We start from the raw sequence: 9,222 nt of genomic DNA, 5'->3' as shown, positions 1-9,222 counted from the left end.
CCGTGAACACCTCCGAAGGACACGCCCTCCCGGCCGAGGCGGGCAGCGCGCCCCCGGGCCCCGCCGCACCGGCCGCCGGCGACACCCGGCACGCCCGCGCCCGCCACCGCCCCGACGTCCGCAATCTCTCGCTGCTCGGGGTGCTCGCCGCACTCGTACTGGTCGGCGCGCTCACCAAGCCCGAGCAGTTCCTGAGCGTGCAGAACCTCCAGCTCGTCCTCACCCAGGCGTCCGTGATCGGCGTGGTCACCGTCGGCGTCACTTTCGTCATCATCGGCGGCGGCATCGACCTGTCCGTCGGCGCGATGGTGGCGCTCGCCACGGTCTGGGCGACGACGGTGGCGACACAGCAGTACGGCCTCGGCGGCATCCTGCTGTGTTCGCTGCTGGTGGCTCTGGGCTGCGGGCTGGTCAACGGGCTGCTGGTGTCGTTCGGCGGCATGGTCCCCTTCATCGCCACCCTCGCCATGCTCGCCTCGGCCCGCGGCCTCGCGTTGCAGATCAGCCAGGGCGGTACGCAGGTGGTGTCCGTCGAGCCGGTGCTCGCGCTGGGCCGCCGGGACGCGTACCTGTTCGGCATCCCGCCCATCGTGCTGGTCTTCGCCGTCGTCACGGCTGCCGGCTGGCTGCTGCTGAACCGTACGACCTTCGGCCGGCGCACCGTCGCGGTCGGCGGCAACCCGGAGGCGGCCCGGCTGGCCGGCATCGACGTACGCCGCCAGCGGCTGCTCCTGTACCTGCTGTCCGGGCTGTGCTGCGGGATCGCGGCCTTCCTGCTGATCGTGCTGACCGGCTCGGGCCAGAACACCAACGGGAACCTCTACGAACTCGACGCCATCGCCGCGGCCATCATCGGCGGCACCCTCCTCAGCGGTGGCCGCGGCACCATCACCGGCTCCGTCCTGGGCGTCCTCGTCTTCACCACGATCACCAACCTGTTCGCCCTGAACAACCTGGAGACCGCTGTCCAGCAGATCGCCAAGGGCGCCATCATCGTCGCCGCCGTACTGGTACAGAAGGGCCGCAAGTCATGACGCAGCGCATACCGTCTACACCCGGATCGTCTACAGCCCGGTCGTCTACACCGCGATCGTCTACAGCACGCACCCCGGACGGTCCCGGAACCAGCCGCAGGAACATGCTCTTCGGCGCCGCGGCCGTCTCCGCCGGTGCCTTCCTCACCGCCTGCACCAGCAACGAGAACAACGCCTCGGCCGGCACCGGCAAGCAGCAGCAGGCCGGCGGGGTCGACGACAAGCCCGGCAAGAAGGTCACCATCGGCTTCGCCGGGCCGCAGGCCGACCACGGCTGGCTGAACGCGATCAACCAGAACGCCAAGGAGCGCGCGAAGCAGTACGAGGACGTCACCCTGGAGATCACCGAGGGTTCGAACGACACCGCCCAGCAGATCGGGCAGATCGAGACCCTGATCAACAAGAAGGTCGACGTACTGGTCATCCTGCCCGCCGACGGCAAGGCGCTCACCCAGGTCGGCCTGAAGGCCATGCGGGCCGGCATCCCCGTCGTCAACCTCGACCGGGTCTTCGCGTCCCAGCAGGCGTACCGCTGCTGGGTCGGCGGCGACAACTACGGCATGGGCCTGAACGCCGGGCACTACATCGGCGAGCAGCTGAAGGACAAGAAGAACGCCAAGGTCGTCGAGCTCGCCGGGATCGACAACCTGGAGCTGACCCGGCAGCGCACCAAGGGCTTCGACGACGCCCTGAAGAACTACCCCAACATCGAGAAGGTGGGCCGGCAGGCCGCCGAGTTCACCGTCGAGTCGGGCCAGTCCAAGATGGCCGGGCTGCTCCAGGCGCACCCCGACTTCGACGCCCTGTGGAACCACGACGACGACCAGGGCGTGGGCGCTGAGCGGGCCATCGAACAGGCGGGCAGGGACGGCTTCCTCATGGTCGGCGGTGCCGGTTCCCGCAAGGTCATGGACACCATCAAGGCGGACAACTCCGTACTGAAGGCCACCGTGCTCTACCCGCCGACGATGTCCGCCTCCGCGATCGACCTGGCCCGCGCGCTCGGCCAGGGCAAGGGGATCAGCGGTATGGCCGAGCTGGAGATCCCCGCCTCGATCACCCTGTACTCGGCGGTCGTCACCAAGGACAACGTCGACGACTACCTGCCGACCGGATTCAACTGACGCGCGGCGCGGCGCAGCCGCCGGCCCCGCGCGCCGCCCGGCCGCCGCGCCCCGCTCTCCCTCACCTGACCACCACCGATGAGGTGATGCATGGACGACAACGCGAAGGACCCCACCCCCGACGGCCGCCCCGCACTGGGGATCGGCATGGTCGGCTACGCCTTCATGGGCGCCGCGCACTCCCAGGGCTGGCGCACCGCTGCCCGGGTCTTCGACCTGCCGCTGCGCCCCGCCATGAACGCCGTCTGCGGCCGGGACGCCGATGCCGTACGCGCCGCCGCCGACCGCCTCGGCTGGGCCGCGGCCGAGACCGACTGGCGGGCCCTGATCGCCCGCGACGACGTCGACCTGGTCGACATCTGCACACCCGGCGACAGCCACGCCGAGATCGCCCTCGCGGCCCTCGAAGCGGGCAAGCACGTCCTGTGCGAGAAGCCGCTGGCCAACTCCGTCGCGGAGGCGGAGGCCATGCTGGCCGCCGCCGAGTCGGCGCGGGCCCGCGGCCGGATCGCCATGGTCGGCTTCAACTACCGGCGCACGCCGGCGATGGCGCTCGCCCGCCGCTTCATCGAGGAGGGCCGCATCGGTACGCTGCGCCAGCTGCGTGCCACGTACCTCCAGGACTGGCTGGTCGACCCGCTGGCCCCGATGACCTGGCGGCTGCGCAAGGAGAGCGCGGGCTCCGGCGCGCTCGGCGACCTGGGTGCGCATATTGTCGACCTCGCACAGTATCTCGCGGGGGAGTTGCTGACGGGCGTCTCGGCGGTCACCGAGACCTTCGTACGGCAGCGGCCGCTGTCCTCGGGCGGCGGCACGGGCGAGGTGACGGTGGACGACGCCGCGCTGTTCACCGGCCGGTTCGCCTCGGGCGCGCTGGCGTCCTTCGAGGCCAGCCGGGTCGCGGCGGGCCGCAAGAACTCCCTCCGCATCGAGGTCAACGGCGACCGCGGCTCGCTCTCCTTCGACCTGGAACGCCTCAACGAGCTGTCCTTCCACGACCACACCGAACCGGCCGAGGCGGCCGGCTTCCGCCGCATCCTGGTCACCGAGCCGGACCACCCGTACCTGGAGGGGTGGTGGCCCCCGGGCCACGGCCTCGGGTACGAGCACACCTTCGTCCACCAGGCCCGCGACCTGGTGCACGCCATCGCGGCGGGCGCCGACCCCGCGCCGTCCTTCGCCGACGGGCTGCGGGTGCAGCGCGTACTGGCCGCCGTCGAGGAGAGCGCCGCCAAGAATTCTGCATACACCCCGATCGTCGACTGAGGACACCGACGACGGGGGACACCGACGACCGATGACCGGCGACTGACGCCGGTCGACTGACGACCGTCCGCCGAGGAGGCCCCCGTATGCCCCGCCCCTTCACGCTCTTCACCGGCCAGTGGGCCGACCTGCCCCTGGAGGAGGTCTGCCGGCTGGCCCGCGACTTCGGTTACGACGGCCTCGAACTCGCCTGCTGGGGCGACCACTTCGAGGTCGACAAGGCGCTGGCCGACCCCGGCTATCTGGACGGCCGGCGGCAGCTCCTGGACAAGTACGGCCTGAAGTGCTGGGCCGTCTCCAACCACCTGGTGGGCCAGGCGGTCTGCGACGCCATCATCGACGAGCGGCACCGGGCGATCCTGCCGGCGCGCGTCTGGGGCGACGGCGAGCCCGAGGGCGTACGGCAGCGGGCGGCGGCCGAGATGCAGGACACCGCCCGCGCCGCCGCGGCCTTCGGCGTGCGTACGGTCGTCGGCTTCACCGGCTCCGCCGTCTGGCACCTGGTCGCGATGTTCCCGCCGGTCCTCCCCGGCATGATCGAACGCGGCTACGAGGACTTCGCCGAGCGCTGGAATCCGATACTGGACGTCTTCGACGCCGAGGGCGTCCGCTTCGCCCACGAGGTCCACCCGAGCGAGATCGCATACGACTACTGGACCACCCAGCAGGCCCTGGAAGCCGTCGGCCACCGGCCCGCCTTCGGGCTCAACTTCGACCCGTCCCACTTCGTCTGGCAGGACCTGGACCCGGTCGGCTTCCTCTGGGACTTCCGCGACCGGATCTACCACGTCGACTGCAAGGAGGCCAGGAAGCGCCTCGACGGCCGCAACGGGCGGCTCGGCTCCCACCTGCCCTGGGGCGATCCGCGACGCGGCTGGGACTTCGTCTCCGCAGGCCACGGCGACGTCCCGTGGGAGGACTGCTTCCGGATGCTGCGCTCGATCGGGTACGAGGGACCGGTGTCGGTGGAGTGGGAGGACGCCGGTATGGACCGGCTCCAGGGCGCCCCCGAGGCGCTGGCCCGGCTCAAGGCGTACGACTACGAACCGCCGACGGCATCGTTCGACGCGGCCTTCGGCAGCGCCGACAGCTGACGGGTCATCCGCCTTTGTCCTCCTGAGGGCAGAAGTCCCCATCATCCATGTCAAAGGTCTATCCGTAGCGCGCAAACGCGACTACCTTCGCCTCTGGTGTCACGTACATGTACATGAGGCTCGCACAGCGCACTGAACTCCCAGCACCGCCCACCGCACGGCACTTCAACCCGCCCGGGAGGCACCGCGTGCACAGAAGACGTCTCAGAGTCCGCTCCACCCTGGCCCTTTTCACGGGCGGCCTGCTCGCCGCAGGCTCACTCACGCTCGGCGTCAGCCCCACCTCCGCCGCGCCGGCCGCGCCGGCGGCCGCCGCCGAGGACTTCCAGCAGGTCACCCTCGCCAAGGGTGAGCCGGAGATGGGCGAGCCGATGACGCTCGCCGTCCTCCCCGACCGCTCGGTCCTGCACACGTCCCGCGACGGCACGCTCCGGCTGACCGACGCCACCGGCTACACCAAGGTCGCCGGCAAGCTCCCCGTCTACACCCACGACGAAGAGGGCCTGCAGGGCGTCGGCGTCGACCCCGGCTTCAAGGACAACCGGTTCATCTACCTATTTTACGCTCCGCCGCTGGACACCCCCGCCGGTGACGCGCCCGACAACGGCACCGCCGCCGACTTCGCCAAGTTCGACGGCCTGAACCGGCTGTCCCGCTTCGTCCTCAAGGAGGACGGCACGCTGGACACCGCCAGCGAGAAGAAGATCCTGGAGGTGCCCACCTCGCGCGGCACCTGCTGCCACGTCGGCGGCGACATCGACTTCGACGCGCAGGGCAATCTGTATCTCTCCACCGGCGACGACACCAACCCGTTCGCCTCGGACGGCTACACGCCCATCGACGAGCGCGCCGACCGCAACCCCGCGTACGACGCCCAGCGCACCTCCGCCAACACCAATGACCTGCGCGGCAAGATCCTGCGCATCAAGGTGAACGCCGACGGCTCGTACGACATCCCCGAGGGCAACCTCTTCGCGCCCGGCACCGAGAAGACCCGGCCCGAGATCTACGCCATGGGCTTCCGCAACCCCTTCCGGATGAGCGTCGACAAGCCCACCGGCATCGTGTACGTCGGTGACTACGGGCCCGACGCCGGCGCCGCCAGCCCCACCCGCGGCCCGGCCGGACAGGTCGAGTTCGCCCGCGTCACCAAGGCCGGCAACTACGGCTGGCCGTACTGCACCGGCGACAACGATGCCTACATCGACTACGACTTCGCCACCGGGCAGTCCGGCGAGGCTTTCGACTGTGCCGCGCCCAAGAACACCTCGGTCCACAACACGGGCCTGACCGACCTGCCACCGGCCCAGGCCGCGTGGATACCGTATGACAACGCCTCCGTACCGGAGTTCGGCAGCGGCTCCGAGTCCCCGATGGGCGGCCCGGTCTACCGTTACGACGCCGCTCTCGACTCCAAGGTGAAGTTCCCCGAGGCGTACGACGGCGACTACTTCGCCGGCGAATTCGGCCGCCGCTGGATCAAGCGCATCGAGAAGGCCGACGACGGCGCCGTCCAGTCCATCAATGCCTTCCCCTGGACCGGTACCCAGGTCATGGACATGGCCTTCGGCCCGGACGGCGCGCTGTACGTACTGGACTACGGCACCGGCTACTTCAATGGCGACGCGAACTCCGCGCTGTACCGCATCGAGAACGCCACCGACGGCCACTCGCCGGTCGTCGATGCGAAGGTCGACCGCACCTCGGGCCAGGCCCCGCTGAAGGCGCAGTTCAACGCGAGCGCGACCGACGCCGACGGCGACGCGATCACCTACAGCTGGGACTTCGGCGACGGCACCAAGTCCACCGAGCAGAACCCGTCCCACACGTACAAGAAGAACGGCACCTACACGGCGACCGTCACCGCGAAGGACCCCTCCGGCCGCACCGGCTCGGCCAGCGTGCACCTCACGGTCGGCAACACCGCCCCCAAGGTGACACTCGAACTCCCGGGTGACGGGCAGCTCTTCACCTTCGGTGACAAGGTCCCCTTCAAGGTCAAGGTCACCGACCCGGAGGACGGCCAGATCGACTGCTCGAAGGTCACCGTCACCCACATCCTCGGCCACGACAGCCACGGCCACGCCGTCACCTCGGCCAAGGGCTGCGAGGGCACCATTCAGACGCTGGCCGACGGTGAACACGATGCCAACGCCAACATCTTCGGTGTCTTCGACGCCGAGTACACCGACAAGGGCGCCAACGGCCAGCCGGCGCTGACCACCCACGCCCAGAGCATCACCCAGCCAAAGCACCGCCAGGCCGAGCACTACAGCTCCTCCGAGGGCGTGTCGGCCGTGAACCACACGCCGGCCCATGGCGGGAAGACTGTCGGCAATATCCACAATGGCGACTGGATCGGCTTCACCCCGTACCGCGTCTCCGACGCCACGAAGCTCACCGCCCGGGTCGCCTCCGCGGGCACCGGCGGCACGCTGGAGATCCGTACGGGCAAGCCCGACGGCAGGCTGCTCGGCACGGCGAAGGTGCCGGTGACCGGCGGCTGGGAGACGTACACCGACGTCAGCACGGCTATCGCCAAGCCGCCCGCCGGGACGACGACGCTCTACCTCGTCTTCAAGGGGAGCGGCACGGGCGCGCTGTACGACGTGGACGACTTCGAGATCACCACGAAGTGACAGATCCAGCTCCGCGGTGAATCCGCGGTGAACAGGCGGGTGGGCCACCGGGCCCGCCCGCCCCTCGCCCGGCCGCATCCGCTCCGAGGCCCCTTGCCCAGCCACCCCCCGCTGCTGGAGGAAGGACTCCGCACATGTCCTTGCATCGACCCACCGCAAGACGGCTCGCCGTACGTCGGCTCGGCATCACCGCCGCGGCGGCCGCCGCCCTGCTCGCGACCATGGCGCTGCCCGGCACGGCCGCGCCCCAGGACGGCGCGGGCGCGGCCGACGGCGCCCGGGTCCTGGTCTTCTCCAAGACCGCCGGCTTCCGCCACGACTCGATTCCGCAGGGCATCGCCACGGTCAAGGACCTCGGCTCTGAACACGGCTTCGCCGTCGACGCGACGGAGGACGCCGGTGCCTTCACCGAGGCCAACCTCGCCCGTTACGACGCAGTGGTCTTCCTCTCCACGACCGGCGACGTCCTCGATGCCGCCCAGCAGACCGCCTTCGAGAAGTACATCGGCCAGGGCGGCGGCTACGTCGGCGTGCACGCGGCCGCCGACACCGAGTACGACTGGCCCTTCTACGGCGGCTTGGCCGGCGCGTACTTCCAGTCGCACCCGGCCATCCAGCCCGCCACCGTACGCGTCGAGGACCGGGCCCACCCCGCCACCGCCCACCTGGCGGCGGCCTGGGACCGCACCGACGAGTGGTACAACTACCGCACCAACCCGCGCGAGCGCGCCCACGTCCTCGCATCCCTCGACGAGTCGACGTACACCGGCGGCACGATGGGCGGGGACCACCCCCTCGCCTGGTGCCAGGAGTACCGCGGCGGCCGCGCCTTCTACACGGGCGCCGGCCACACCAAGGAGTCCTACGCCGAGCCCGCCTTCCGCACCCATCTCCTCGGCGGTATCCAATATGCGACAGGCCGGGCTCAGGCCGACTGCCGACCGGAGACTGGATACACCGCCCTCTTCGACGGCACCGCGGCGAGCTTGAAGGGCTGGAAGCAGGCGGGCCCCGGCTCCTTCACCCTGAACGAGGACGACGGCACGCTCACCTCGACGGGCGGCATGGGCATGCTCTGGTACGCGGCCAAGGAGCAGCACGCCTACTCCCTGAAGCTGGACTGGAAGATGGCGAGCGAGTCCGGTGACGACAACTCGGGCGTCTACGTGGGCTTCCCGGCCTCCGACGACCCCTGGTCGGCGGTGAACAACGGCTACGAGATCCAGATCGACGCCACCGACACCCCCGACCACACCACCGGTTCCGTCTACGGCTTCCAGGCCGCGGACATCGAGGCCCGGGACGCGGCCCTGAACCCGCCGGGGGAGTGGAACACCTATGAGATCCGCGTCCAGGGCGAACGCCTGAAGGTCTTCCTCAACGGCCGCAAGATCAACGACTTCACCAACCACGACCCGGCCCGCTCCTTGCGCCAGGGTTACGTCGGCATCCAGAACCACGGCTCCGAGGACCAGGTGGCGTTCCGCGACATCCGGATCAAGGAGCTGAAGGAACTGCCGGAGAAGGGCGGGGAGCGGTGAGTACAGATACGGGTACGGGTACGGGCGCGGGTGGGGGAAGTGCCGCTGGTTTCGGTGGCTCCGGTGATTCCGGTCGTACGGGGGTGTGGCTGATCGGCGCGCGCGGGTCGGTCGCGACGACCGTCGTCGCGGGCTGCGCGGCACTCGCCGCCGGACTCCACGAGCCGACCGGCATGGTCACCGAGACCGCCGCGTTCGCCGACGTCCCGCTGCCGCCGCTCGCCTCGCTGGTCTTCGGCGGCCATGACATCACGTCCTGCCCACTGCCGAAGCGGGCGGAGGAGCTCGCCGCGGGTGGCGTACTGCCGCATGGCCTGCCGCGTTCGGTACATGCCGAACTCGCCGCCGCCGACACGGAAATCCGCCCCGGCGGGCCGCAGTCGGGTGACACTCGTGACGACGAGGCGCTGGCTGCCGCCTTCGCCACGGACCTGCGCGCTTTCCGCAATGCGCATGGTCTGGAACGGGTGGTCGTGATCAACGTGGCGTCTACGGAGCCGGGGCGGATTTCCGTGTCGGCGGCG

At 70.2% G+C, this 9,222-nt stretch carries 7 protein-coding genes; all 7 read left to right on the top strand.

All coding sequences use genetic code 11. The features are described 5' to 3' along the window. Positions 1–2: 2 nt before the first annotated feature. Positions 3–1,034 carry an ABC transporter permease gene (locus tag CCS38_RS34690; protein ID WP_223737598.1) on the top strand — a complete coding sequence of 344 codons (1,032 nt, stop codon included), beginning with the start codon at positions 3–5 and terminating at the stop codon, positions 1,032–1,034. A 104-nt stretch (positions 1,035–1,138) separates the two neighbouring features. Beyond that, the gene (locus tag CCS38_RS34685; RefSeq protein ID WP_223737597.1) at positions 1,139–2,158 is read left to right on the top strand and encodes a substrate-binding domain-containing protein; all 1,020 of its coding nucleotides are present in this window, start codon (positions 1,139–1,141) and stop codon (positions 2,156–2,158) included. Positions 2,159–2,248: 90 nt separating this feature from the next. After that, on the top strand, positions 2,249–3,424 hold the full coding sequence (locus CCS38_RS34680; RefSeq protein ID WP_223737596.1) for a Gfo/Idh/MocA family protein: 1,176 nt from the start codon (positions 2,249–2,251) through the stop codon (positions 3,422–3,424). Between the two features lie 86 nt (positions 3,425–3,510). Then, positions 3,511–4,518: a sugar phosphate isomerase/epimerase family protein gene (locus CCS38_RS34675; protein ID WP_223737595.1), complete on the top strand. Its 1,008-nt coding sequence runs from the start codon at positions 3,511–3,513 to the stop codon at positions 4,516–4,518. A 188-nt stretch (positions 4,519–4,706) separates the two neighbouring features. After that, positions 4,707–7,157, top strand: a complete 2,451-nt coding sequence (locus tag CCS38_RS34670) for a PQQ-dependent sugar dehydrogenase (protein ID WP_223737594.1) — start codon at positions 4,707–4,709, stop codon at positions 7,155–7,157. Between the two features lie 134 nt (positions 7,158–7,291). Further along, the gene (locus tag CCS38_RS34665) at positions 7,292–8,698 is read left to right on the top strand and encodes a ThuA domain-containing protein (protein ID WP_372457206.1); all 1,407 of its coding nucleotides are present in this window, start codon (positions 7,292–7,294) and stop codon (positions 8,696–8,698) included. Between the two features lie 83 nt (positions 8,699–8,781). Beyond that, positions 8,782–9,222: inositol-3-phosphate synthase (locus CCS38_RS34660; RefSeq protein ID WP_223737593.1), on the top strand; the 441-nt coding region annotated here is incomplete at its 3' end.

The organism is Streptomyces purpurogeneiscleroticus, from assembly GCF_020024005.1.
Classification (GTDB): Bacteria; Actinomycetota; Actinomycetes; order Streptomycetales; family Streptomycetaceae; genus Streptomyces; species Streptomyces purpurogeneiscleroticus.
This window is presented reverse-complemented; position numbering and strand designations above follow the sequence as displayed.

Coding starts and splice junctions, on each gene's coding strand:
- CCS38_RS34685 (WP_223737597.1), top strand. CDS start 1,139: ATGCTCTTCGGCGCCGCGGCCGTCTCCGCCGGTGCCTTCCTCACCGCC.
- CCS38_RS34680 (WP_223737596.1), top strand. CDS start 2,249: ATGGACGACAACGCGAAGGACCCCACCCCCGACGGCCGCCCCGCACTG.
- CCS38_RS34675 (WP_223737595.1), top strand. CDS start 3,511: ATGCCCCGCCCCTTCACGCTCTTCACCGGCCAGTGGGCCGACCTGCCC.
- CCS38_RS34665 (WP_372457206.1), top strand. CDS start 7,292: ATGTCCTTGCATCGACCCACCGCAAGACGGCTCGCCGTACGTCGGCTC.